The following is a 23,961-nucleotide window of genomic DNA, read 5'->3' on the forward strand; positions in this document are numbered from 1 at the left end:
ACGCTATGCCGCCCGCCGTTTGGCCGCAAGCCCCTCCGCCAGCGCGATCCACTGTCTGGCACGGGCATCCCAGCTATAATGTTCGCGGGCAAAACCGGCCCGCTTTTGCCGCTCGGCGGCGGCAGCGGCGGGGTTGGCCTGCGCCTGCGCCAGCGCATCGACCACCATATCGACATAATCCATGATGTCGGTCGGCGTTTGCACCAGCTTGCCCAGAGTGATCTCCGGGGCAATCATGCGGCCAAATCCGGCCAGCGTTTCCTTGAGCGCGCCCATATCCGTGGTCAGCACATCGGCCCCGCTGGCCATGGCCTCCATGACCGTGATGCAGGAGGTTTCCGGGAAGCTGCTGGGATAGGCAAGGGCTGCGGCAGCGCCATAGGCCTCCGAAAGCTCGGCCTGCCCGACGGGACCGATATAGTCGGCCCCCTCCAGAGCGCGGGTGAGATCGTAGAGATAGCGGTAACGGTCGGTGACGGGATCGGCCCCGTAAAGCGCCATGCCTGCGAAAATCTTGAGCCGGGCCTGCGGCACGCGGGCGCGAATGGCGGGAAAGCTCATCAACAGCCGGTCGAGACCGCGATAGGGCGTGCTGCTGTAAAGAAGGGTTGGCGGCGCGCCGGTTTCGAACCAGGCAGGTGCAAGCGGCTTTGCGGCAAAGGCGGGAGAGATGGCATTGCCGATGACGTGAACGGCGGCAGGCTCAAGCTTGAACCGTTCGCGGTAGAGCCGGGATTGCCACTCGCTGACCATGACATAGCCATCCCAGGCGGCCTGTTCCTCCGGCCGGTCCAGCAATTGCACCGTGGGCTGGTCTATGGCCATGTGGCACCACAGCACCATGGGCGCGGTAAGCTTGAGATGCATCTTGATGCGGCTGCCCGCCGCCACCGAAATGACGCAAACCAGATCGTGAGCATCGATTTCCTGCGGCGAAATTCCCGTGAGCGGCACAACCCTCACCCCATCCACCACGCGCGGTTTGTCCGTGCGCGAGACCAGCGTGACCGCGCAACCCTGCCGCGCCAGCGCGGCGGTGAGATAGGCAATGGCCGATTCCGTGCCGCCAAGCGGACCGTGCAGCGGGGTTTGCGGATCGAAATCCTTGTCGCCCATGTTGAAGAACAGAATTTTCATGTCATGCACCGCTCCGCCTGCATCCGGACGATCATGCCATGGCCTGCTTGCGCGGGACTGGTTGTTGGCGGCTCTGGCCTTTCGCCTTGCCGCCGCCGTTTGCATCCTCTAAGAGACAGGCACTTTCCAACATCCAGACAGCCGGTTGCCGATCATGAGCGAGAAGACCAAGAAGCCGCAGAAACTCAAAGCCCGCCTGCCGCGCGGTTTCGTGGATCGCGAGGCTCATGACATTCGCGCCGTCAACGAAATGGTGGAGAAAATCCGCGCCGTTTACGAGCGCTACGGTTTCGATCCCGTCGAAACGCCGCTGTTTGAATATACCGATGCGCTGGGCAAGTTTCTGCCCGATAGCGACCGCCCGAACGAGGGCGTGTTTTCGCTTCAGGACGATGACGAGCAATGGATGAGCCTGCGCTACGATCTCACCGCGCCGCTGGCCCGCCATGTGGCGGAAAATTTCAACGAGATCCAGCTTCCCTACCGCACCTACCGCGCCGGTTACGTCTTCCGCAATGAAAAGCCGGGTCCCGGCCGCTTCCGCCAGTTCATGCAGTTCGATGCCGATACCGTCGGCGCGCCCGGCGTGCAGGCCGATGCCGAAATGTGCATGATGATGGCCGATACGCTGGAAGCGCTTGGCATCAAGCGCGGCGATTACGTGATCCGGGTAAACAACCGCAAGGTGCTGGATGGCGTGATGGAAGCCATCGGCCTGGGCGGCGATGAGAATGCCGCACGGCGGCTCAACGTGCTGCGGGCGATCGACAAGCTGGACAAGTTTGGCCCGGTAGGGGTGCGGCTTTTGCTGGGTGCGGGCCGCAAGGATGAGAGCGGCGACTTCACCAAGGGTGCGGGGCTGGATGAGGAGCAGATCGAGAAGGTGCTGTTCTTCGTCGGCATCAAGGATTATGCGCAAAGCGCTGCCGATCTTGCCGCTCTGGTTGCCGAAACGGCAAAGGGCGCGGAAGGTGTCGAGGAGCTGAACATCATCGGCGCGCTGGTTTCCGGTGCAGGCTATGACGCCTCCCGCATCAAAATCGACCCCTCCGTCGTTCGCGGCCTCGAATACTACACCGGCCCCGTCTACGAAGCCGAACTCACCTTCGACGTCACCAATGAAAAGGGCGAGAAGGTCGTGTTCGGCTCGGTCGGCGGCGGCGGGCGGTATGATGGTCTCGTCTCGCGCTTCATGGGCCAGCCGGTTCCGGCCACGGGCTTTTCCATCGGCGTGTCGCGTCTGATGACGGCGCTGAAAAACCTCGGCAAGCTCGGGGCCGATGAGGTGATCGCGCCGGTTCTCGTCACGGTCATGGATGGCGATGTCGAGGCCATGGGGCGCTATCAGCGCTTTACCCAGGCGCTGAGGGCCGAAGGCATCCGTGCGGAAATGTATCAGGGCAACTGGAAGAAATTCGGCAATCAGCTGAAATATGCCGACCGTCGCGGTGCGCCGATTGCCATCATTCAGGGCGGTGACGAGCGTGCCCAGGGCGTGGTGCAGATCAAGGACCTGATCGAAGGCAAGCGGCTTTCCGGCGAAATCACCGATAACAGCGAATGGCGCGAGGCCCGCGTGGCGCAGGTCGTGGTGCCGGAAGCCGAGCTGGTGGCGAAGGTCAAGGAAATGCTGGCCGCGCAAAAGGCCGATCGTGACCGGGCAAAAGCCTGAAAGGCGCGTGACCTCATGAGCCGCCCCTCTCTCCACACGACACGGCCTTACCGTTTTCAGGCCTTGCCCAACCACACAAGCCTGGCAAGCTATGCCCCCCTCAAGCGGGGGAAATCAAGATGGAGTGACTGCGTCTTGCCAATCTCCCCCCTTGAGGGGGAGATGTCCGGCAGGACAGAGGGGGGTAGGCCCCGCACGAAAATCCTTGCGTCCTGTACTGTGCCCTCTCTCACAGGAGCCCCTTCATGCCCCTGATCAACATGCCGGATTTTGCCGCATCGCTGTTGGCGGATTTTGCCGCGCGCGGCGCAACCCGTGTCGATACGCCGGTCATCCAGCCCGCAGCACCCTTTCTGGATATGGCGGGCGAGGATTTGCGCCGCCGGATTTTCCTGACCGAAAGCGAAACCGGCGAAAGCCTGTGTCTTCGCCCGGAATTCACCATTCCGGTCTGTCTCAGCCATATCGAAACCGCCACCGGCACGCCGAAACGCTATGCCTATCTGGGCGAGGTGTTTCGCCAGCGGCGCGAAGGCGCAAACGAGTTCTATCAGGCTGGCATCGAGGATCTGGGCGAGACAGCGACGGCACGCGCCGATGCCCGTGCGGTGAGCGATGCGGTGGGCATTCTGGCGCAGCTTCTGCCGGGCCGCGTGCTGACGATCACCTTGGGCGATCAGGCCGTGTTCGAGGCGGTCGTGCGGGCGCTTGGCCTGCCCGGCGGCTGGCAGAAGCGGCTGATCCAGGCCTTTGGCGATAGCACGCATCTCAACCAGTTGCTGGAGGATCTGGCAAGCCCGAAGGCGGTGACGGCGCAATCGGACGAGGTGGAAGCCCTTCTGGCAAACGGCGACGATGCCGCGCTGGTGGCGCTGATTGCCGCGCGCATGGAAGAAACCGGCTATTCCAGCAATGCCAGCCGCAGCCCCAAGGAAATCGCCGCCCGGCTGAAGGAAAACCGGGCGCTGGCCCGCACCCGGCTTGAGGGCCGGGCAATCCTGCTTTTGAGGGAGTTCCTGTCGCTGGAACTGCCGCTGGACGAGGCGGCAGGCGCGCTTGCCGGTTTTGCCGATGCGGCGGGGCTTGCGCTGGGAAGCGCCCTTGAACATTTCGAGGCACGGGTGGCGGCCATGGCGCGGCTGGGGCTCAACCTTTCCGGCATGACCTATCGCGCCGCCTTTGGCCGCCCGCTGGATTATTACACCGGCCTCGTCTTCGAGGTGGCCGAACAGGATGCAAAGGCGGTTCTGGCCGGTGGCGGCCGCTTCGACCGGCTTCTCACCCTGCTTGGCGCGCAGCAGCCCATTCCCGCCGTAGGCTTTTCGCTGTGGCTGGACCGTATCGAAACCGCGAGGTCGCGCTGATGACCGTTACCATCGGATTGCCCTCCAAGGGCCGCATGAAGGAAGATTGCGCCGCCATTTTCGAAAAGGCAGGTCTCAGGATCACCGCAGTCGGCAATGACCGCTCCTATCGGGGCCGGGTCGAAGGCGAGGATATCGAGATCGCCTTTCTCTCGGCCTCCGAAATTGCCCGCGAAATCGGCAATGGCACCGTGGATTTTGGCGTCACCGGCGAGGACCTGGTGCGCGAAGGTCTGGCCGATGCCGACAGGCGGGTGGAGATTGCAGCGCGTCTCGGCTTTGGCCATGCCGATGTGGTGGTGGCGGTGCCGGAACTCTGGCTGGATGTGGACAGCATGGCCGATCTTGGCGATGTCGCCGCCGATTTTCGCGCCCGCCATGGCCGCCGTCTGGCGATTGCCACGAAATACTGGCGGCTGACGCAGCAATTCTTCTCCCGCCAGCACGGCATCCAGCTTTACCGCATCGTCGAAAGCCTTGGCGCCACCGAAGGCGCTCCGGCTGCCGGTCAGGCCGACATCATCGTGGACATCACCTCCACCGGCTCGACGCTGAAGGCCAACCATCTGAAGATCTTGCAGGATGGCGTCATCCTGCGCTCGCAGGCCTGCCTTGTGCGCGCCCGCAAGCCGGAACATGAGGGCAATGCCCGGATTGCCCGTATCATCGAAAGCGTCCGCGCGGTGGTTTAGGGTGTGTGGACATTCGCCCTTGAGCGGGCTGCAAACGGTACTTTTCTGCGCTCCCGGTGCTCATGTACATTAAGTACACTCCGCTCCGGTTCTCGAAAATCACCGTTTTCGCCACCCCCAATGCCGAATGTCCACACACCCTAGAGCAGTTCCGGCTCCCGAACATGCAAAAGCCCGCTGGCGGAACCGGCGGGCTTTGCTGTTTTCATTTATCGCCTTGCGGGGTGAAAACCGCCTTGAACGTCTGGCAGAAGCTGCTCAGGCAATCGCGGGTTTGTAGCTGCCGCGGCGGGCGTCGAGCGAATATGCGCCGGGGCCGAAGGTGGCAAGCATGGCATAGGCACCGGCCAGCGTCAGGTTTTTCATGAACATGATCTGATTCATGGTGCTGAGGAAGCCATTGGCCGCATCCGGAAAGCCCGGAACATTGATGGCATGGCCATGGAAAACCACACCCGTAAAGACGCAGAAGGCCGCAAGCGCCCAGCCGACCAGCCGGGTCTGGAAGCCGATGAGAACGGCAAGGCCGCTGACCAGTTCGAAGAGACCGGCAAGATAGGCAAGCGCGGTGGCAGCCGGCATTCCGGCCTGGGCAATCATGCCAGCCGTACCGGCAGGATCGGCAAGCTTGCCAAAGCCCGACAGGATGAACATGGCGGAGAGGAAAACACGGGCCACCAGAATGATGGCGTTATTGGTGCTGGACATGACGAAACTCCCGAATGGGGCTCCCGCCCCGTTATCTTTCGTCAAGACTGTGCCGGGAAAGGATTGTCTTGCATAGGCCGACGAAAAAAGACGTATCGTTCACAAAAAGAGAACAATCAGATTGGAGACCCTTTCCGGCATCCCGATGCTGCGCATTTCCGGAGGGAAAACCGGTTCCCACTTTTCCTGGAAATGAGTTGGCCTTCACGCATTTTCGGACGGAAAACCGGTTCCCACTTTTCTTGGAAATGAGCTGGCCTTCACGCATTTCCGGACGGAAAACCGGTTCCCACTTTTCCTGGAAATGAGCTGGCCTTCACGCATTTCCGGACGGAAAACCGGTTCCCACTTTTCCTGGAAATGCTTTAGAACCTCGAGCAGGTCAGCGGCCCGGTGACTTCCACGGGTTTTGCCGTCTGTCCGCTCTGGCGAACGCTGACGGCATAGGTGCCCTGAAAGCGGTTGAGATCGTCCGCCGTCACGCTGCTCTCCAGTTTCAGGCCGATTGTCAGGGCATCCTGGCCTTCCCCGGACGGTGTCGAGGTATAAAGGCGCAGGGTTTCGCCATCGCGCCAATATTGTTTGACATTGGCGGCGGCAATATCCACCTGCCCCTCGAGCCTTTGGCCACGGCCCGGCTTGAACAGCACGATGCCGCGCATATGGGCAAGAGGCCAGCCCGGATCTTCGCGAAAAGCGGCCTCGACCACGAGTTTCAGTCTGGCATCGTCAACGGCGCAGTAGTAGCGATCGAGAGCAAGGGCCTGACGTGGCCCGACCCAGCCAGACATGCAGGCAAGACAGAGGCTGATAAAGGTCACGCGGCGCATCATGGGCCACTCCCTCCCGAAGCAAGCCTTGCAGAGAGCATTTCCGAAAAGGGACATCCCCTTTCCTGAAAATACCGCCATTATCGCAGATGCCCCTTATAATTCCCTTAATTTTAGCGGGCATTCTCCGCCATAGGCCCAGTCCAGCAACTCCACGCTGTGCACCACCGGCAAAGCAGTGGCAGAGCCGATCTGCGTCATGCAGCCGAGATTGCCGGCGGCAATCACATCCGGTTTCAGCGCCTCCAGCGTTGCCGCTTTGCGCGTGCGCAAGGTGGCGGCAATGTCGGATTGCAAGATGTTATAGGTCCCGGCCGAACCGCAGCACAAATGCGCCGATGCCGGTTCGCGCACGGCAAAGCCCGCGGCGCGCAGCAATTGTTTCGGCAGTTCCGTCAGTTTCTGTCCGTGCTGGAGCGAACAGGCGCCATGATAGGCCACGACCAGATCCTTTCCGGCAAGCGTCGGAAGGTCGAGCCGCGCCAGATATTCGCTGATGTCGCAGGCAAGGGCCGCCACCTTGGCGGCGCGGGGCGCATAGACGGGATCATGGCGCAGCATATGGGCATAGTCCTTGATGGTGGTGCCGCAGCCGGAGGTCGTGATGACGATGGCATCCAGCCCCGCCCCTTCGATTTCCTTCAACCACGCATCCACATTGCGCCGGGCAAAGGCCAGCGCCTCGGCCTCCCGGCCCAGATGATGCGTCAGCGCGCCGCAACAGCCCTCTCCCGCCACGCAAACCACCTCGATGCCGTGACGCAGCAGAAGCCGCGTTGCCGCCGCATTGATGCCGGGATCGAGAACCGATTGCGCACAGCCCTGCAACAGCGCCACGCGCCCCCGCTCTTGCCCCTGCACTCGACCGGGCCGCGCGATGCGCGGGCGCTCCCTTCTCGGCAGATGGCGCGGCGCAAGCGCCAGCATGGCGGCAAGCGGCTTCAACGCTGCCCTTTTTTGCATCAGCGGCAGCAGCAGCCTGCCCAGCGGCGCCAGCGAAAGCGCCAGTGCGAAACGTCGCGGATAAGGCAGCAGCCGGGCAAGAACACCGCGCAGCAGACGGTCGGCCAAGGGGCGGCGATAGGTTTTCTCGATATGGGCGCGGGCGTGATCGACCAGATGCATGTAATCCACGCCCGAAGGACAGGTGGTTGTACAGGCAAGACAGGAGAGACATCGGTCGATATGCGTGACAACCTCCTCATCCGCCGGACGGCCCTCTTCCAGCATGTCCTTGATGAGGTAGATGCGGCCGCGCGGGCTATCCAGTTCGTTGCCCAGCGTGACATAGGTGGGACAGGTGGCGGTGCAAAAGCCGCAATGCACGCATTTGCGCAAAATGCTTTCGGCTTCCGCCAGTCTGGGATCGGCAAGCTGGGCGGGTGAAAAGGAGGTTTGCATGTCAGGCCCCTTCCGCCCGGTCTGCGGGCCGGTGCATCAGGCCGGGATTGAAAATGCCTGCCGGATCGAGCGACCTGCGCAGCCGCTCCGACAGAAGCGCCACACCCGCCGTCTCCGGCTGGAAGGCCGCAAGGCCATTGCGTATGGACGACGTGGCGCGCAGCAGGCTGGCATGGCCACCGCCAAGGGCGGCAAGACCCGCACGGATCAGCCCTGCCTCCGGCTCCTCCTCCATCCGCATCCAGACAAGGCCGCCCTGCCAATCATAAAAGGCATCGATGGCGGCATGGAGCCGCAGGCCCGCCACCAGTTCATGGCCCCGCATCGGCGCCATGGAAACCCGCCAGACCGGCTTTTCCGTGCCATCGGCAAAGGGCATCACATCCCCCACCGCCTGCCACAGGCTGGCGCTTTCACCGTCCTCCACCCGGCTGACCGGGCCAAGGCGGCCAAGCACCCACGCCAGCTTTTCCAACCGCTCGCTGACGGAAGCGGGCAGTCCTTCGAGCCGGAAAATCGTGGCGGGACCAGCGGGCAGCCGCCCCGCGATGAGCCGAGGACTGACCAGTTCCGGCAAATGTGCCGCCCCGTTCACCTCCACAGGCAGGGCCATGGCCGCCGCCATGGCGCGGGCGGCGGCACCGTCATCCAGCCCGGACAGAACAAGGCAGGCAGAAGCGCGCGGGCGCGGCATGACCTTGAAGGTCACTTCCGTCAGAAAGCCCAGCGTGCCGAAGGAGCCCGCCAGAAGCTTGACGAGATCGAGCCCCGTCACATTCTTCATCACCCTGCCCCCGGCCTTGATGATCTCGCCCCGGCCATTGACGAAGCGCAGGCCAAGCAGGTGGTCACGCGCCGCCCCCGCCAGAAGCCGCCGCGGGCCGGATGCGTTGCTGGCGAAAACACCGCCAATCGTCGGCGTGCCGGATGTTGCCATCAGCGCCCGGTGATCCGGCGGCTCGAAGGCCAGTGCCTGGCCTGCCTCAGCCACCGCCGCCTCGATCTCGGCCATGGGTGTTCCGGCCTTCGCCGTCAGCACCATCTCCGCCGGATCATAGGCGACGATGCCGGAAAGCCCACGCGATGACAGGGTGGCTTCGGCATTCACCCGGTTGCCAAAGCCGCTGCGCGTGCCGCCGCCGCACAGGCGAAGGCGCGTGTTGCGCAGGGCGCATTCGGCCACCAGTCTGGCGGCCTCCTCTTCAGAGGCCGGGGCAAGGAGGGCAGCAGTCATGCCTCCTGCTCCTTTGCGCCGTTCAGCGGCGGGCGGCCTTCCAGCGGAAACACCTTGGAGGGGTTGAGCAGCCAGCCGGGATCGAAGGCGGCCCGCACTGCCATCTGCTGGTCGAGATCGGCCTTGCCGAACTGATGGCGCATCAGGTCGCGCTTTTCGATACCGACACCATGTTCGCCGGTCAGGCAGCCGCCCGCATCCACGCAGAGCCGCAAAATATCGTTGCCCGCCGCCTCGGCGCGGGCGGCATCCTGCGGATCGTTGATATTGTAGAGGATCAGCGGATGCATATTGCCATCGCCAGCGTGAAAGACATTGGCGACCCGCAGACCGTAGCCCGCCACGATCTCGCCCGTCCTTTTCAGCACATGGGCCAGTTGGCCAAGCGGCACCGTGCCATCCATGCAGATATAATCGGCAATGCGGCCCGTGGCGCCGAAGGCCGATTTGCGGCCCTTCCAGATCAGCGCCGCTTCCGTGGCGGACTGGCTTTCCCGGATCGTCTTCACGCCGTGTTGCCGGGCAATGTCGCAGATGGCCGAAAGCATCGCCTCCATCTCGGCCTGCGATCCCTCCACCTCGATAATCAGCAGCGCCTCCACATCCATGGGATAGCCCGCCCTGGCGGAGGCCTCGCAGATTTCGATGGCGGGCTTATCCATGAATTCGATGGCGACCGGCAAGATTCCGGCGGCGATGATGTCGGCAACGCAGGTGCCCGCCGCCTCGGCGCTGTCAAAGCCGAACAGCACCGGACGCGCGCCTTCCGGCTTGGCCAGAAGCCGCAGCGTGGCCTCGGTGACAATGCCAAGCTGGCCCTCCGATCCGCAAACGAGGCCGAGCAGGTCATAGCCTGGCGCATCCAGCGCCTTGCCGCCCAGCTCGATCACCGATCCGTCGGCCAGCACCATCTTCACACCCAACAGGTTATTGGTGGTGACACCATATTTCAGGCAATGCGCCCCCCCGGAATTCATGGCGATATTGCCGCCAATGGTGCAGGCAAGCTGCGAGCTGGGATCGGGCGCATAGAAGAAGCCGTGCGGGCCCACCGCCTCGGAGACGGAGAGATTGGTTACGCCCGCCTGCACGGTGCAGGTGCGGTTGAAAAGATCGATGTCGAGGATTTTCGTCATGGCCGAAAGGCCGATGATCACCGCATCCTCCTGCCCGATTGCCCCGCCGGACAGCGATGTTCCAGCCCCCCGCGCCACCACCTTCACCTTGCGGCGGTGGCAACAGGCCATGACGGCGGCAAGCTCTGCGGTGGTTTGCGGCAGCGCTACGGCAAGCGGCCTGCGGCGGCAGGCCAGAAACCCGTCCGTCTCGAAGGGCACAAGCTCCCGTTCGCGGTGGATCAGCCGTTCGGGCGCAAGAAGCCCGGCCAGTTCCTGCACGATGGCATCGCGCTGAGCGAGGATTGCGGGGTCGGGCGCGAGAAAACGAATGGAATCCGCCATGCTCTCTCCCTTGCCTTCGATCCGGTGCCCGGAATCAGAAATAGCAGCCCAAGCGGTAAAGTTGAAGCGGAAAGGCCTTGAAGCGTGCGGGGAAAATCTACCGTCTTTTGTGCTTGCGGCCGTCGCTACCCAGCCATGCATGGGTTTCCTCGGCGCTCACGGGGGGCGAGAAGTAGAAGCCCTGCACCACTTTCGCCCCCATGCGCTTCAACTGGGACAACTGCGCCTCGGTTTCCACGCCTTCCACGATGACGTCGAGCCCCATATCGGCTGAAAGGGCCAGCACGGACCGCACGATCTTGCGGCTGGAGACCGAGGTTTCCAGATCCACCACGAAGCTTCTGTCGATCTTGAGCTTTGTCAGCGGCAGATTGTGCAGCTGGCTGAGGCTGGAATAGCCGGTGCCGAAATCATCCAGCGCCACGCCGACACCAAGCCTTCTGAGCATTTCCACCGCCATACGGGCCTGCTCGAAATCCTGCAACATGGAGGTTTCGGTAATTTCCAGATTGATGGAGGCAGGCGGCACCCGGCTTGCCTCGATGATCGAGACCAGCCGCAGCACGCCCTCATGGGTGGTGAGGTCGTTTGCCGAGAGGTTGAAGGACAGGATGGTGCCGGCAGGCCAGCTTGCCGCCAGATCCAGCGCCTTTTTCAGGAGATTGCGGGTGATGAGCGCAATGCGTCCGGTATGTTCGGCTATCGGCACGAAATGCGAGGGCGGCACCGGGCCGGTGATGGGACTTTCCCAGCGCGCCAAGGCCTCGAAACCCAGACAGCGCCCGGTTTTCAGCTCAATGATCGGCTGATAGAGCAGATATAGTTCCTGCTCGAGATCGGCCGTGACGAAGGCCTCTTCGATGGCCTTATGCCGCGACATTTCCACGGCCTGATCGAGGTTGAAGATCATTGTGCCGCCGCGGCGATGCTTCTTGGCGTTGTAAAGAGCGTAATCGGCCTTTTCGTAAATATCCTGGGCATCGACGCCACCGGTGGGATAAACTGCAAACCCGATAGAGCCCGTGACCTGCACGCTGCCCGCGCCAATCTTGACCGGCAAACCGATTGCCGCGCAAAATTCCGCGCCGATTTCTTCCAGCTCCGCCGTGCCGGTCTCGCCGCGCACCAGAATGCCGAATTCATCGCCGCCAAGCCGCGCCACGAACAGGCCCGGACGCGAAAATGCCGTCAGTCTCTCGGCAATCTTGCACAGCAGCCTGTCGCCCGCCGCATGACCATGCAGGTCGTTGACCGGCTTGAAACCATCGAGATCGGCAACCCCGACCGCAAAGCCCGAACCGCCGGGCCGCACCTCCTGATAGACCCTTTCGATATGATCGAAAAAGCTGCGGCGATTGGGGATGAGGGTCAGGCTGTCGAGATTGGCAAGCCGCAGGTTTTCGTCGGAAAGATGGCGCACCGCTTCGTTCTGCTGGCGCAGCACTTCCTGCTGGTGCTGCAAGGCCTGGCGGGATTCGTGCAGAATGCGGAAATCGCGATATTGCGAAAGCAGGATGGCAATGAGCGCGCCACTCACCAGCGCCACGTCGAAGCCCATGGCCATCAATGTTTCCGTGCCCGTGGTGATAAAGGTAATTGCGATGATGGCATTGACCAGAAGCGTCACGATCAACGCCGCCGAGCGCAGATGCATGAGACAGAAAATGCAGCCAATGACCGTGATGGCCATGAAAAACGCCACATGCGACTGATGGGAAAGGTCGCCATAGGGAATGAGGCTAAGCGACCAGACAGCACAGAAAAGCGCGATGGGACCGGCCAGGAGATTGGTGGATTTCAGCCGGGCAAAGGCGGTTGCCGCATCCACTTCCACGTGACGCTTGCGCCACCAGCCGAACGTGCGCAGCGCGCACAGCGTCACGAAGGCGCCGGGGATGTAAAGCGTGAGATAAGGCGGCGCAATATGGCGATGGGTCCAGCACAGGGCCATCATGTTGATGGAAAGAATGAAATAAAGCAGCGGCACCTGCCGCGAGAAGGCACGGAACTGCGCCGCCGTCAGTTCCGGATTATCGTTGGGAACGCTGAACAGCCTGCGCCACAAGCGGCCGATATGCGATGAGAGATGACTGTCGGCCATAGGCGGCTGCCTGCCCCGGTTTAGCTTTTTCAAGATACCACCCTAAAACAGCATGGGTTAATACAAAGCAATCGGCGCAAAAGATAATTGCGCCCTTGTTTCGAAACGCCATCCCCCCGATATTCCGGGGGTATTGGAGGGCATGGGGCATGGGTCATCTTGGCGATCTCGAGGTGTTCAGCCGCGTCATCGCGCTGGGCAGCATGACATTGGCGGGCCGCGAACTGGGCCATTCTCCGGCGGTGATCTCCAAGCGGATCAAGCGGCTGGAGGAAAGACTGGGCGTGCGCCTTCTTCAGCGCACCACCCGCCAGATTTCGCTGACGGAGGCGGGTCAGGGCTTTTACGAGCGCATCGCCACCCTGCTCAGCGGGCTGGAGGAAGCGGAAGCCTATGCCTCGGGCCGTTCCACGAAGGTCAGCGGCACGCTGCGGGTCTCGGCGCCCACCTCCTTTGCCCGCGTGCATATTGCCCCGCATCTCAGGCCGTTCATGGAGGCTCACCCGCAGCTTTCCCTCAACCTGTCTCTTTCGGACGATCTGGTGGATTTGATCGGTGGCGGCTTCGATGTCGCCATCCGCATTGCCGCCCCGCGGGACTCCTCGCTGGTGGCCCGCAAGCTGGCGCCGGTGCGCCGGCTTTTATGTGCAAGCCCCGGCTATCTGCAACGCCACGGCGTGCCGCAATGCCTGGATGATTTGAAACAGCACCAGTGCATTCCCTCCCACAATCAGGAAAACTGGCGGCTGACGGGCCCGCAAGGCCCGGTTTCCTTCAAGCCGGAAGCCATGCTGCATACCAATTCCAGCGAAGTGGTGCGGGCCGCTGTCCTGTCTGGCCTTGGCATCGGCCTGCGCTCCACCTGGGATGTGGGCGAGGATCTGAAGGGCGGGCGGCTGGTGCAGGTCCTGCCGGATTACGAGGGGCCAAAGGATCTGTGCCTTTCGGCGGTTTATCCCAGCCGTCGCTTTCTGGCTGCCAAAATCAGGTTGTTCATCGATTACCTGGCCGAACTCTATGGCCCGGAACCCTATTGGGATCTATAGGGTTCGAACCGACAAATACTGTGTTTTTCCGGAAAATCCGGGATTGAAAACCTTTGCGCCATTTCGCATGAACACCCCAAATTGGATGTGAATGCCATCATATGACCGTCATAAAACTGTATGCGGTTGCTGCCTAAAATGTAAAACTACTGGATGAATTAGCTGGGCACCTTCGCGTTTTCGGCCTTTTTTCCGGCCTTGGAAAGTGAGAACAGGATTGAAACTTTTGGGCAAAATCGCCGCCGAGATAGAATTGATGTTCAGGCGCCCGCCCAGGCAGCAGTTTGGCGCGATCTGCTATCGCTGGAATGAAAGCGAAGGCGCGCTCCGGCTGGAAGTGCTGCTGATCACCAGCCGCGATACGGGCCGCTGGGTCATTCCGAAAGGATGGCCCATGGGGCAGAAGAAATCCCATGCCGTGGCAGAGCGCGAGGCTTACGAAGAGGCTGGCGTCAAGGGCAAGGTGGGCAAGAAGCCCTATGGCGATTACAGCTATGACAAAGCCATGCCCGGCGGCATGGCTGTGCCGTGCATGGTGCTGGTCTTCCTGCTGGAGGTGCGCGAACTGAAGACGGATTTCCCGGAAATGGGCGCGCGCCGGCTTGAATGGTTTTCGCCCGAAAGCGCTGCCGAACAGGTGCGCGAACCGCAATTGAAGGTCTTGTTGCGCAATTTGCCGCAAAAGCTTGCCCCACCTGTCGCAAAAGCTTGACGGCCGCACCGTTTTCGGTTTCTGGAAGCGTGAGCGGGACCTGTGGCTGTGACCGCGTCTTGCCCCTGCGCCCCCGTCCGCGTCCTGCCCTTTGGCGCTGACGGTTCCGCAAGGCCAGTCTTACGGTAGATCGTCACCATGAATGAAACCTCGTCCAAAACCGGCAAACGGTCCACGGCCGCATCGGGCAGGCGCAGCCTGGACAAGGATCTCGACCGGCTGAATTTTCTGGAAAGCGCAACCCATCACGTCACGCGCAGGCTTGCAGCCTTTGGCGCAGGCCTGATTTTCATGGTGCTGGCGGCAGCCTACGCGCTGGGCTTCAGCACCGACGACAAGGATGTGGTGTTCCTGATGGCCGGGACGGCGCTGGCTGCCTATATGGCGATGAATATCGGCGCCAATGACGTAACCAACAATGTGGGCGCGGCGGTGGGCGCGCGCGCCCTTACCGTGACGGGCGCCCTCATGATGGCCGCCTGTTTCGAAATCGCCGGCGCCATGATCGGCGGGCATGAGGTGGTGCGCAAGATTTCCGCCTCCGTGGTGTCGCCCGCCCTTGTCGGCGACAGCGAAGTCTTTGCCTGGATCATGATGTCGGCGCTTCTGGCGGCGGCGACATGGATCAATCTGGCCACGCTGCTGAATGCGCCGGTTTCAACCACCCACTCCATCGTCGGCAGCGTGATTGGCGCGGGCTTTGCCGCCGTCGGGCCCAGCGCCGTCAACTGGCACGTCATCAGCACCATCACACTTGCCTGGGTGGTGTCGCCGGTCATGGGCGGGCTGATTGCGGCGGGCTTCCTTTTTCTGATCTACGACCTCATCGTCTACCGCGCCGACAAGATCGCCGCCGCACGGCTCTGGTTGCCGGTTCTCATCGGCGTCATGGCCGGAAGCTTTTCGCTCTACCTCACCATCAAAGGCATCGGGCGCGTTTTTCTGGTCGGCTCGGCGCCCGCTCTTGCCATGGCCTGCGGCGTGGGCGTGGCGGCGTGGCTGATGAGCCGCCCGCTTATTCGCAAGCAATCCATAGGGCTCGAAAACCGCAACCAGTCGCTGCGCGACCTGTTTCGCGTTCCGCTGATCGGCGCAGCCGCCTTGCTTTCCTTCGCCCATGGCGCAAACGATGTGTCCAACGCCATCGGCCCGCTGACCGGCATCGTCAATGCCCTGCACAGCTATGGGCCGATGGGCTCCGGCCCTGCCGCCGATACAGTCATCCCGGTCTGGGTGATGACGATAGGCGCCTTCGGCATTTCGGTGGGGCTGCTGCTGTTCGGGCCGCGCCTGATCCGGCTGGTCGGCTCTCAGATCACCCGGCTCAATCCGATGCGCGCCTTCTGCGTTTCCATGTCGGCAGCCGTCACCGTCATCACGGCCTCGGCACTTGGCCTGCCGGTGAGTTCGACCCATATCGCCGTGGGAGCGGTGTTTGGCGTCGGCTTCTTCCGGGAATATTACAACCGCACCTCTGCACGGCGTCAGGCCTATCTGGCGGCGCGGGCGCAAGACCTTTTGCCAGGCGAGAGCAGCAATGACGAGGCTCTGCCGCCGCGCCCACGCAAGAAGAAAGCCAACAAGCACGAGGCGCGCCGCCGCCGTCTGGTGCGCCGCTCCTATCTCATGAGCATTCTTCTGGCATGGGCGGTGACGCTGCCGGTTTCAGCCGGGCTTGCGGCCATCGTCTATCGCATTATGCTCGCGCTTTTCCGTTAAAGCTTTCCCGTAAAGCCAGAAGATGCTCGAAGTGTGAAACGAAGAAGACCATGCGCGCCAATTACAGAATGCAAAGGCTTTACGTGCAGGCGGATCTTTTGCCGGAGCAGCCGCTGGAGACCAATGCCGAACAGTTCAACTATCTGGCCAATGTGCTGCGGCTTGCCGACGAGGCCGAGCTTTTGCTGTTCAACGGCCGCGACGGCGAGTGGAGGGCAAGGCTTGCCTTTCCCACCCGCAAGAAGATCCTGCTGACGCCGGTGGAACAGACCCGCCCGCAACCGGCGCATCCCGACCTTGTCTTCCTCTTTGCGCCCCTCAAGGTGGGACGCATGGATTATCTGATCCAGAAGGCCGTGGAAATGGGCGCAGGCACGCTCCAGCCGGTGATGACACAGCATGTGCAGGGCAAGATCACCTCGCTGGAACGGCTTCAGGCCAATGCGGTGGAAGCAGCCGAACAATGCGGCATTCTGGCCATTCCCGAAATGCGCTCCCCGCAGAAGCTGAAGACCCTGCTGGAAACCTGGCCACAGGACCGGCACATTGTCTTTTGCGACGAAGACAGCGCGACCGACAACCCGCTGCCGGCCCTCCAATCCTTGAAGACGAGCAGACTTGCGCTGCTGGTCGGGCCCGAGGGCGGTTTTTCCGAGGAAGAGCGCGGGCTTTTGCGCAGCCTGCCCTTCGTGACCGCCATTCCGCTGGGCCCGCGCATTCTGCGGGCCGATACGGCAGCGGTTGCCGCACTTGCCGTGCTGCAAGCCACGGCGGGAGACTGGAATTGAAGAGACAAAGCCCAGGGTTTTAAATATTTGTTCTTGCGAATGTCCGGTGGGAAAACCGGTTTTCACTTTTTCCGGAAATGCTCTATATCCGCCTTAAAGCCCGCTGCCGGTGATCAGCCTCACGCAACGGGCTTTAGAGCATTTTCAGGAAAAGTGGAAGCCGGTTTTCCGTATAAAAATGCGTAAAAACAAATAGTTAGATCGACTCAATGTTTCCGTGAAAAAATGAACCGATCTAACTTCTTGTTTTAACGCATAACGTCATCGCAAAACCGTTTCACACTTTTGCACGATATGCTTTAACCCCGTGACAGATCTTTTGACAGGACGATCCATGGCTCGCGATACCACCGATGATACGCCGCTTTCTTCCATAGACATGCTGGCGGCCCATCTGGCCGAGGGGAACAAGCCGAAGCAGGCGTTCCGGCTTGGCACCGAGCATGAAAAGTTCGGTTTTCACACCCACGATCTTTCGCCGGTTCCCTATGAAGGCGAAACCGGGATCGGCGCGATCCTGAAGGCCATGCAGGCAAAGCTTGGCTGGGAACCGATCATGGATGGCGAAAACATCATCGGCCTTGCCGGTGGCAGCGGCCAGGGAGCGATTTCCATCGAGCCCGGCGGCCAGTTCGAGCTTTCGGGCGCAGCCCTTGCCACCCTGCATGAAACGGCGGCGGAAACCAGCGCCCATATGCAGGCGCTGAAGGAGATTTGCGAGCCGCTCGGCATCTCTTTCCTGATGGTGGGCGGCAGCCCGCTGTGGACGCTTGCCGAAACGCCGCGAATGCCGAAAAGCCGCTATGACATCATGACCCGTTACATGCCCAAAGTGGGCAGGAAGGGACTGGACATGATGTATCGCAGCGCCACCATTCAGGTGAACCTCGATTTCTCCTCCGAAGCAGACATGGCCCGCAAGATGCGGGTTTCCATGAAGCTGCAATCGCTGGCCACCGCGCTCTTCGCCGCCTCGCCCTTCACCGATGGCAAGCCCAACGGCTTCCAGTCCTGGCGCGGCGACATCTGGTCGGATACCGACAACCGGCGCGCCGGTTTGCTGCCCTTCACCTTCCGGCCCGATTTCTGTTTCGGCGATTATGTCGAATGGGCGCTGGATGTGCCGATGTATTTCGTGGTGCGCGACGGGCGTTACCATGATTGCACCCATGTCACCTTCCGGCAATTCATGGACGGCGCGCTGAAGGGTGAGCTTGCCGCCTGGCAGCCGACCATGGGCGACTGGACCAATCATCTTTCCACCCTGTTTCCCGATGTTCGGCTGAAGCGCTTTCTGGAAATGCGTGGCGCCGATAACGGCCCGGAAAGCCATATTCCCGCCCTTTCAGCCTTCTGGGTCGGTCTGCTTTACGATGATGCGGCGCTGGCCAGCGCCGACGAACTGACCGCAGCCTGGGATTTCGAGGCCGTTTCGGCCCTTCGCGCCAGCGTGCCCACGGCAGGGCTCACGGCACGGATCGATGGCCGCGCCCTGAACGACATTGCCCGCGACGTGGTGGAGATTTCCCGCGCGGGCCTGAAGGCCCGCAGGCAATTGAACGGCAATGGCGAGGATGAAACAATCTATCTCGCCCCGCTCGACACCATTCTGGAAAATGGCCGGACGCTGGCACAGGATATGCTGGCCGCCTATCACGGCGACTGGAATGGCAGCGTAAGACCGGCTTTCGACGTCTATCATTACTGACGGGCGAAGCGGCACTATGGCTCTTAGGGCTGCTGCATACTTTCTTGAATCGATTCCGGTTTAAGGAATTATGCTGCCGGGCCGCCCCTTGAGACATCCGGAAATCTCGCAGCGCGGATGGATAGGCAGTAGGCAAGAATCGTTTTCCCGTTATAGTCGTTGGCAACGAGGGCCAAAATGAGGGGAAACGCCATGATGCCACTGTTTGAAATGATGCTCAGGGCCCAGAACGGCGCAGCCGTGGAGGCCATGGCAAAGCAGTTTGGTCTGGCACAGGAACAGGCCGCGCAGGCCTTTGCCGCGCTGGCGCCCGCCTTCTCCTCCGGCCTCAAGCGCACCGCCGCCAATCCTTACGATCTTTCCGCCCTGTTTTCGGCCATGGCGTCGGGCAATTATGCCCGCTATTTCGAAGACATGGGCAAGGCTTTCACGCCGGAAGGCATTGCCGACGGCAACCGCGTGCTGGAGCAATTATTCGGCTCCAAGGAGGTTTCGCGGGCCATTGCCGCGCAGGCCGCACAGATTACCGGCATTGGCCAGGACATTCTCAAGCGCATGATGCCGGGTCTGGCCGATACGATCATGGGAGGCCTGTTCAAACAAAGCATGGGCCAGCTTTCCGAAGCACAGGGCGCTTTCGCCACCGCCCCCTTCGCGCCGATGCTGGACCAATGGCTTCAGGCAACCGGCTTTCAGCCGAAACCCAAGCAGCCCGATCCCGTCTTCGACAATCCCTTTCTCAAGGCATGGCAGGAAATGATGGGCGTCAAGACCGCGCCGGAGACCAAGGCCACCAATCCCTTTCTCGACAATCCCTTCGCCAAGGCATGGACGGATATGGTCAGCGCCTCCATGGGCCAGACGCCCAAAGCCCCGGAGCCGCCCAAACCCGAACCGCAGGCCGAAGCCGGGGAAGCCATGCGCAACATGGTCAACACCATGTTCGACAGCGGGCTGGAGGTGCAGAAATCCTACCAGAAAAGCATGGAGCAGATCTTCGAGACCTATATGAAGGCCTCGAAGGATCAGCCGGAATCCGAACCGGAAGAGCAGCAAGAAAAATGACCTGGAGCGCCGTGCGTTTTATCAGACGCACGGCGCTTTAAGATGTTATTTTTGAAGCATAATCTTGTCGATCCTCGTTTCACTCCGGTCGGATTATGCTCTAATCCCTGCCGCCCCCCTCAGGCCAGTCCGCCGATGTGGAAGCTCTTCATTTCCAGATATTCCTCGATGCCAGCCTGAGCGCCCTCACGGCCCAGACCGGATTGCTTGACGCCGCCAAATGGGGCAACCTCGGTGGAAATCGCCCCGGTATTGAGGCCGACCATGCCGAATTCCAGCGCCTCGGCCACCCGCCAGGAGCGCTTGAGGTTTTCCGTATAGAAATAGGCGGCAAGACCGAAGGGCGTGCCATTGGCGATTGCAATGGCCTCCTCTTCGGTTTCGAAGCGAAAGAGCGGCGCCACGGGTCCGAAGGTTTCTTCAGCGGCAAGCTGCATATCCGTCGTCGCGCCGGTCAGCACCACGGGCGCGGTATATTGCGCGCCCTCCGGCAGGCTGTGCGGCGTGGTGATGATGCTGGCACCCCTGGCCAGCGCATCCTCGACATGCCGGTTGATCTTGGTGATTGCCGCCGCGTTGATCATCGGGCCGATGGTGACGCCCGCCTCGGTTCCCGGCCCGACCTTCATGGCATTGACACGGGCGGCAAGGCGGGCGGCAAAATCATCATAGACGCCAGCCTGCACCAGAATGCGGTTGGCGCAGACACAGGTCTGCCCGCCATTGCGGAATTTCGAGACGATTGCCCCTTCGACGGCCAGATCGAGATCGGCATCGTCGAAGACGATGAACGGCGCGTTGCCGCCAAGCTCCAGCGACAGCCGCTTGACGCTGTCGGCCGCGCCGCGCATCAGCAAGGAGCCAACGCGGGTGGAGCCGGTGAAGGAAATCTTGCGCACCGTTTCATTGGCCATGATCTCGTTGCCGATTTCGGCAGGCATTCCGGTCACGATATTGATGACGCCCGCGGGAATGCCCGCCCGCTCGGCCAGCACGCCGAGCGCCAACGCCGAAAACGGCGTGAATTCCGAAGGCTTGATAACCACCGTGCAGCCTGCGGCAAGCGCTGGCGCCACCTTGCGGGTAATCATGGCATTGGGAAAATTCCAGGGCGTGATGATGCCGCAGACGCCGACCGGCTCTTTCAGCACCAATATGCGGCGATCGGGCGTGGGAGATGGAATGGTGTGGCCGCCGATGCGGCGGGCTTCTTCCGCAAACCATTTGACGAAGGAGGCGCCGTAACGGATCTCGCCCTTCGCCTCTTCCAGCGGCTTTCCCTGTTCCAGCGTCAAAAGCAGGCCGAGATCATCGACATGCTCGATCATCAGGGCAAACCATTTTTCCAGCAGCGCTGCGCGCTCGCCATGCGTCTTCTTTTTCCATGCGGGAAAAGCCGCATTCGCCGCATCGATGGCCGCGCGCGTCTCGTCGCCGCCCATGTCCGGCACGCTTCCCATGGCCTTGCCGGTGGCGGGATTGATGACCTCCACCACCTTGCCGGAGGCCGCAGACCTCCATTGGCCACCGATCAGGCCCTGCTCGCGAAACAGCATCTTGTCTTTCAGGTCGGACATGGAAACCTCCGGCGTGTTCATGTTTGCTTTGGATGCCTGCTATTCAGAGGCGTGTTCACAGAAAAATCCCTTCACCATCAATAGCCGCGCTGGCGGTCCACCAGGCCTTCGGGGGCAAGCCCCGCCTGATGGCGGAGAATGGCGGCGATAACCGAACGGGCCGCCGTTTCCGGCTGGGTGACACTGGCGATATGCGGGGTGACAATCACTTTGGGGTGATGCCAGAGCGGATGATCGGCGGGCAGCGGCTCGGGATCGGTCACATCCAGCACCGCGCCGGACAGGTGGCCGCTTTCCAGCGCCGCCAGAAGCGCCTCATGGTCAAGCTGCGGCCCGCGCCCCGCCTGCACCAGCGAGGCGCCTTGCGGCAACAGGGCGAAGATCCTGGCATCGAGAAAGCCGCGTGTTTCAGCCGTCAGCGGCAAAAGGCAGATCAGCGTGTCGGTTTCCTTCAGAAGCTGCGGCAGCGCCTCTTTTCCATGGCGGCAATCCACGCCGTTAATCTGGCGTTTCGACCGGCTCCAGCCCTGCAACACGAAGCCAAAGGGTTTTAGCCGCTCCAGCACCGCGCTGCCCAACATGCCAAGCCCAAGCACGCTGACCCGCCGCCCCGGCGCCTGAAGCACGGGCTGGGCTTTCCACAGGCCCGCCCGCTGCTGCGCCAGATAGACCGGCAGGTTGCGATGGAGAAGCAGCACGGCAAGCGTCACATATTCCTGCATCATCCGCACGATGCCTTCTTCCACCATGCGCACGATCCTGACCTGCGGCGGCACGAGGTCGTGATTGAACTGATCGACGCCCGCGCCGATGGAAAACAGGATTTCGAGATTGTCATAGCGGGCCAGATCCTCCGGCACCGTCCAGGTGATGAGATAGCGCACCGCTGCGGGGTCCAGCCCGGCTGCGCCGATATGAAAGGGCAGGTCCGGCAACGCCTCGGCAAAGGCCGCCTGGAAGATTGCGCCCCGCGCCGCATCGGAATTGAAAAGAAAGGCCATGGGCCGCATCCTTTTGGATTTTCAGCAGAGTGTGCCGCAGACACACGGAAGAAGACGCTGAATCGACAACCGACAACGGCAGATCACGCTGAAAAAGCCGCTCATGACAAATGCGCGGCAAGACGCTCCAGCATTGTCTCGCAGACGGCGAGTTCGCGGCGGGCAATGAATTCATCCGGCTTGTGGGCGCGGGCAATATCGCCGGGTCCGCAGATGATGGCCTCCATGCCCGCCTGCTGGTAAAGCCCGGCCTCCGTGCCATAGCTGACAGCCGCCAGCGGTTCCTGCCCGGAAATCTCCCGCGCCAGCCCCGCAAGCGCCGAGCCCGCAGGCAGCGCCAGCGCCGGATACTCGCTCACGAGCTGCCACTCCACGCCATAGCCCGCCGCCGTCAGCGCCTGTGCCGCACGCTCCACCGGCTCCAGCAATTGCCGGGGCGACTGCCCGGCAATGGCCCGCACCTCAAGCTCGATCCGCGCTTCGGCGGGAATGATGTTGACCGCCTGCCCGCCGGAAATCACCCCTACCTGCAAGGTGGAACAGGCCGGTGCGAAGCTTGCGTCGAAAGGCCCCTCTTCCAGCGCCGCACTGACGGAAAGGCAGGTGGAAAGCACCCGCGAAATGCCGTGAATGGCATTGAGCGCCAGATCGGGCCGGGAGGAATGGCCGGATCGGCCGATAACGGTCAGCCGGGCCGCCGCCTTGCCCTTATGCGCCAGAATGGGCTGCAAACCGCTGGGCTCGCCGATAATGGCGCCAAGCGGCATCTGGCAAAGCGCTGGCAATTGCGCCAGAAGATGCGGCACGCCGCGGCAACCGGCCTCCTCGTCATAGGAAAAGGCAAGATGCAGCGGCCTTTTCAACCGCCTGCCCGCAAGCTTGGGCAACAGCGCCAGAGAGGCCGCCAGAAAGCCCTTCATGTCGCTGGTGCCGCGCCCGTAAAGACGCTCGCCATCGGCTCTCAATGCGAAGGGATTGCTCGTCCATTCCGGCTCGTCGGCGCGCACCACATCCATGTGGCCGGAAAGAACATAACCGCGCTCTTCCACTGGCCCCAGGGTGATGAAAAGATTGGCGCGGTCGCCTTCCGGGCCGGGAAGAGTGTGAACGGCAGCCCCCTGTGCGCGGGCATAATCGGCAATCCATCCGGCAATGGCATGGTTGGGCGTGCCCACCACGGAAGGAAAGCCGACCAGCTTTTCCAGCAATGCCACGCAATCCATGCTTCACCCCATTCGTTATCCGAGGGGATTTTCACCCGCAGACGCACATTTTCCCTGCTCTCCTTGCCCTCTATTCGGCACAAGCTGCCGGGTTGGCCAGCCAGAGAAGTCGAATATGTTGCCGCAAACGCCGCAGCCCCGCACGGTTGGCCGCGTGATTCGCAACGGACGTGCCAGCGCCATCGATTTTTCAATGTTCTTCGCAAGACGCTGCGTTTTTCGCTCTGGAACCGGCAAAACGGCTTTCTCCTGCCTGCACCCGCCCGTATTCCGCCGGTTTGCCACTCTCGCGACACGTCCGGCGGCTGCCAAATGTCAAGCTGGCCGGACCTTGCAGAGCATCATTACCAACATACTGAATATGTTTAATTTTTTTTCAATATCCGTCAAAAATGGAGCCCTGCGTTTTTGGAATAGCTGAAGTTTTTCCTGCTTTGCGAAGACCTCTTGTGAATTGCGCAACCTTTCATTAACAGACATCGCTTACCTGCCCGGGCCCGGCCATTCCACGATGCGCCGGCCA

The 23,961-nt window shown here is 61.8% G+C and carries 20 protein-coding genes; 10 read left to right on the forward strand and 10 right to left on the reverse strand.

The window, feature by feature from the left end; all coding sequences use genetic code 11:
• Positions 1 to 3: 3 nt before the first annotated feature.
• Entirely contained in the window at positions 4 to 1,137 is a 1,134-nt protein-coding gene (locus T424_RS0107920; RefSeq protein WP_161712545.1) for a glycosyltransferase family 4 protein, read from the reverse strand.
• Positions 1,138 to 1,291: 154 nt separating this feature from the next.
• On the opposite strand from T424_RS0107920, the gene hisS reads away from it, so the two are divergent.
• From hisS to hisG, 3 genes are all read left to right on the forward strand, one after another.
• Positions 1,292 to 2,809, forward strand: a complete 1,518-nt coding sequence (gene hisS / locus T424_RS0107925) for a histidine--tRNA ligase (RefSeq protein ID WP_027487259.1) — start codon at positions 1,292 to 1,294, stop codon at positions 2,807 to 2,809.
• 245 nt (positions 2,810 to 3,054) lie between these two features.
• The gene (locus T424_RS0107930; RefSeq protein WP_027487260.1) at positions 3,055 to 4,173 is read left to right on the forward strand and encodes an ATP phosphoribosyltransferase regulatory subunit; all 1,119 of its coding nucleotides are present in this window, start codon (positions 3,055 to 3,057) and stop codon (positions 4,171 to 4,173) included.
• Positions 4,173 to 4,865 carry an ATP phosphoribosyltransferase gene (hisG, locus tag T424_RS0107935; protein WP_027487261.1) on the forward strand — a complete coding sequence of 231 codons (693 nt, stop codon included), beginning with the start codon at positions 4,173 to 4,175 and terminating at the stop codon, positions 4,863 to 4,865. The genes T424_RS0107930 and hisG overlap by 1 nt, the downstream gene beginning before the upstream one ends.
• Positions 4,866 to 5,123: 258 nt before the next feature.
• Here hisG and T424_RS0107940 read toward each other — a convergent pair whose 3' ends face one another.
• The 6 genes from T424_RS0107940 to T424_RS0107970 all read right to left on the reverse strand — a co-directional run bounded on the left by T424_RS0107940 (position 5,124) and on the right by T424_RS0107970 (position 12,599).
• Positions 5,124 to 5,573: a DoxX family protein gene (locus T424_RS0107940; RefSeq protein ID WP_027487262.1), complete on the reverse strand. Its 450-nt coding sequence runs from the start codon at positions 5,571 to 5,573 to the stop codon at positions 5,124 to 5,126.
• A 365-nt stretch (positions 5,574 to 5,938) separates the two neighbouring features.
• Positions 5,939 to 6,406, reverse strand: a complete 468-nt coding sequence (locus T424_RS0107950; RefSeq protein ID WP_027487264.1) for a hypothetical protein — start codon at positions 6,404 to 6,406, stop codon at positions 5,939 to 5,941.
• A gap of 93 nt (positions 6,407 to 6,499) precedes the next feature.
• Positions 6,500 to 7,804 (reverse strand): glycolate oxidase subunit GlcF, encoded by a 1,305-nt coding sequence (glcF, locus tag T424_RS0107955; RefSeq protein WP_027487265.1) that lies wholly within the window; start codon positions 7,802 to 7,804, stop codon positions 6,500 to 6,502.
• Position 7,805: 1 nt separating this feature from the next.
• A complete protein-coding gene (locus T424_RS0107960; protein WP_027487266.1) occupies positions 7,806 to 9,038 on the reverse strand; it encodes an FAD-binding protein in 1,233 nt (410 codons plus the stop codon).
• Positions 9,035 to 10,498: an FAD-linked oxidase C-terminal domain-containing protein gene (locus T424_RS0107965; RefSeq protein ID WP_027487267.1), complete on the reverse strand. Its 1,464-nt coding sequence runs from the start codon at positions 10,496 to 10,498 to the stop codon at positions 9,035 to 9,037. The genes T424_RS0107960 and T424_RS0107965 overlap by 4 nt, the downstream gene beginning before the upstream one ends.
• 97 nt (positions 10,499 to 10,595) lie before the next feature.
• Positions 10,596 to 12,599 (reverse strand): putative bifunctional diguanylate cyclase/phosphodiesterase, encoded by a 2,004-nt coding sequence (locus tag T424_RS0107970; RefSeq protein WP_027487268.1) that lies wholly within the window; start codon positions 12,597 to 12,599, stop codon positions 10,596 to 10,598.
• Between the two features lie 149 nt (positions 12,600 to 12,748).
• Between T424_RS0107970 and T424_RS0107975 the strand changes: the two genes are divergently transcribed.
• From T424_RS0107975 to T424_RS0108000, 6 genes are all read left to right on the forward strand, one after another.
• Positions 12,749 to 13,645, forward strand: coding sequence for a LysR family transcriptional regulator (locus T424_RS0107975; protein WP_027487269.1), 897 nt, complete (start codon positions 12,749 to 12,751; stop codon positions 13,643 to 13,645).
• Positions 13,646 to 13,901: 256 nt separating this feature from the next.
• Entirely contained in the window at positions 13,902 to 14,357 is a 456-nt protein-coding gene (locus tag T424_RS0107980; RefSeq protein ID WP_051558866.1) for an NUDIX hydrolase, read from the forward strand.
• A 138-nt stretch (positions 14,358 to 14,495) separates the two neighbouring features.
• The gene (locus tag T424_RS20455) at positions 14,496 to 16,076 is read left to right on the forward strand and encodes an inorganic phosphate transporter (RefSeq protein ID WP_051558852.1); all 1,581 of its coding nucleotides are present in this window, start codon (positions 14,496 to 14,498) and stop codon (positions 16,074 to 16,076) included.
• Between the two features lie 50 nt (positions 16,077 to 16,126).
• Entirely contained in the window at positions 16,127 to 16,864 is a 738-nt protein-coding gene (locus tag T424_RS0107990) for a 16S rRNA (uracil(1498)-N(3))-methyltransferase (RefSeq protein WP_027487271.1), read from the forward strand.
• 334 nt (positions 16,865 to 17,198) lie between these two features.
• Positions 17,199 to 18,572: a glutamate--cysteine ligase gene (locus T424_RS0107995; protein ID WP_027487272.1), complete on the forward strand. Its 1,374-nt coding sequence runs from the start codon at positions 17,199 to 17,201 to the stop codon at positions 18,570 to 18,572.
• 192 nt (positions 18,573 to 18,764) lie between these two features.
• The gene (locus tag T424_RS0108000; protein WP_027487273.1) at positions 18,765 to 19,637 is read left to right on the forward strand and encodes a DUF937 domain-containing protein; all 873 of its coding nucleotides are present in this window, start codon (positions 18,765 to 18,767) and stop codon (positions 19,635 to 19,637) included.
• Positions 19,638 to 19,756: 119 nt separating this feature from the next.
• Here the strand turns inward: T424_RS0108000 and T424_RS0108005 are convergent, their stop codons facing one another.
• The 3 genes from T424_RS0108005 to argE all read right to left on the reverse strand — a co-directional run bounded on the left by T424_RS0108005 (position 19,757) and on the right by argE (position 23,438).
• Positions 19,757 to 21,214: an NAD-dependent succinate-semialdehyde dehydrogenase gene (locus T424_RS0108005; RefSeq protein ID WP_027487274.1), complete on the reverse strand. Its 1,458-nt coding sequence runs from the start codon at positions 21,212 to 21,214 to the stop codon at positions 19,757 to 19,759.
• A gap of 77 nt (positions 21,215 to 21,291) precedes the next feature.
• On the reverse strand, positions 21,292 to 22,215 hold the full coding sequence (locus T424_RS0108010) for a 2-hydroxyacid dehydrogenase (RefSeq protein WP_027487275.1): 924 nt from the start codon (positions 22,213 to 22,215) through the stop codon (positions 21,292 to 21,294).
• Positions 22,216 to 22,316: 101 nt separating this feature from the next.
• Entirely contained in the window at positions 22,317 to 23,438 is a 1,122-nt protein-coding gene (argE, locus tag T424_RS0108015; RefSeq protein ID WP_027487276.1) for an acetylornithine deacetylase, read from the reverse strand.
• A 115-nt stretch (positions 23,439 to 23,553) separates the two neighbouring features.
• Here argE and T424_RS0108020 point away from each other — a divergent pair, with 115 nt between their 5' ends.
• Positions 23,554 to 23,859 carry a hypothetical protein gene (locus T424_RS0108020; RefSeq protein WP_027487277.1) on the forward strand — a complete coding sequence of 102 codons (306 nt, stop codon included), beginning with the start codon at positions 23,554 to 23,556 and terminating at the stop codon, positions 23,857 to 23,859.
• The last annotated feature ends 102 nt before the right edge of the window (positions 23,860 to 23,961 follow it).

Origin of the sequence: Allorhizobium undicola ORS 992 = ATCC 700741 (genome assembly GCF_000621665.1) — a bacterium.
GTDB classification, from domain to species: Bacteria; Pseudomonadota; Alphaproteobacteria; order Rhizobiales; family Rhizobiaceae; genus Allorhizobium; species Allorhizobium undicola.